The sequence below is a fragment of the Sutcliffiella horikoshii genome (assembly GCF_008180725.1).
GTDB classification, from domain to species: Bacteria; Bacillota; Bacilli; order Bacillales; family Bacillaceae_I; genus Sutcliffiella_A; species Sutcliffiella_A horikoshii_B.
This window is the reverse complement of the sequence record NZ_VTEV01000023.1, coordinates 1-637: the sequence shown is the minus strand read 5'-3', so window position 1 is coordinate 637 and position 637 is coordinate 1. Positions and strand designations below refer to the sequence as shown.

Annotated in this window: 2 rRNA genes; both read right to left on the bottom strand. The window is 46.3% G+C overall.

The annotated features are described in order from the left end of the window. Window positions 1-153 (bottom strand): 23S ribosomal RNA (locus tag FZC76_RS22825); the annotation flags it as partial. Between the two features lie 226 nt (window positions 154-379). Then, window positions 380-637 (bottom strand): 16S ribosomal RNA (locus tag FZC76_RS22820); the annotation flags it as partial.

Genomic DNA, 637 nt, shown 5'->3' with positions numbered 1-637 from the left:
GGATACTGCTCCATTACGAGCAGTGGGTTTCCCCATTCGGAAATCTCCGGATCAAAGCTTACTTACAGCTCCCCGAAGCATATCGGTGTTAGTCCCGTCCTTCATCGGCTCCTAGTGCCAAGGCATCCACCGTGCGCCCTTAATAACTTAACCGTTGACCAAAATAGGTCATGTGTCGATATCAGCGATGATATCTATAAAGAAAATTACTAAGATGAACGATATTTTGTGAATATCTTGATATTAGTTACATTATCTAGTTTTCAAGGAACAACTATGACAAATCGACAGATTTGTCTAAGGATAAATCMGAAGATTTATCTTARCAGAGAGAATGCTCTCTCAAAACTAAACAAAACAACAAGCGTACATTCCTTAGAAAGGAGGTGATCCAGCCGCACCTTCCGATACGGCTACCTTGTTACGACTTCACCCCAATCATCTGTCCCACCTTAGGCGGCTGGCTCCAAAAGGTTACCCCACCGACTTCGGGTGTTACAAACTCTCGTGGTGTGACGGGCGGTGTGTACAAGGCCCGGGAACGTATTCACCGCGGCATGCTGATCCGCGATTACTAGCGATTCCGGCTTCATGCAGGCGAGTTGCAGCCTGCAATCCGAACTGAGAACGGTTTTAT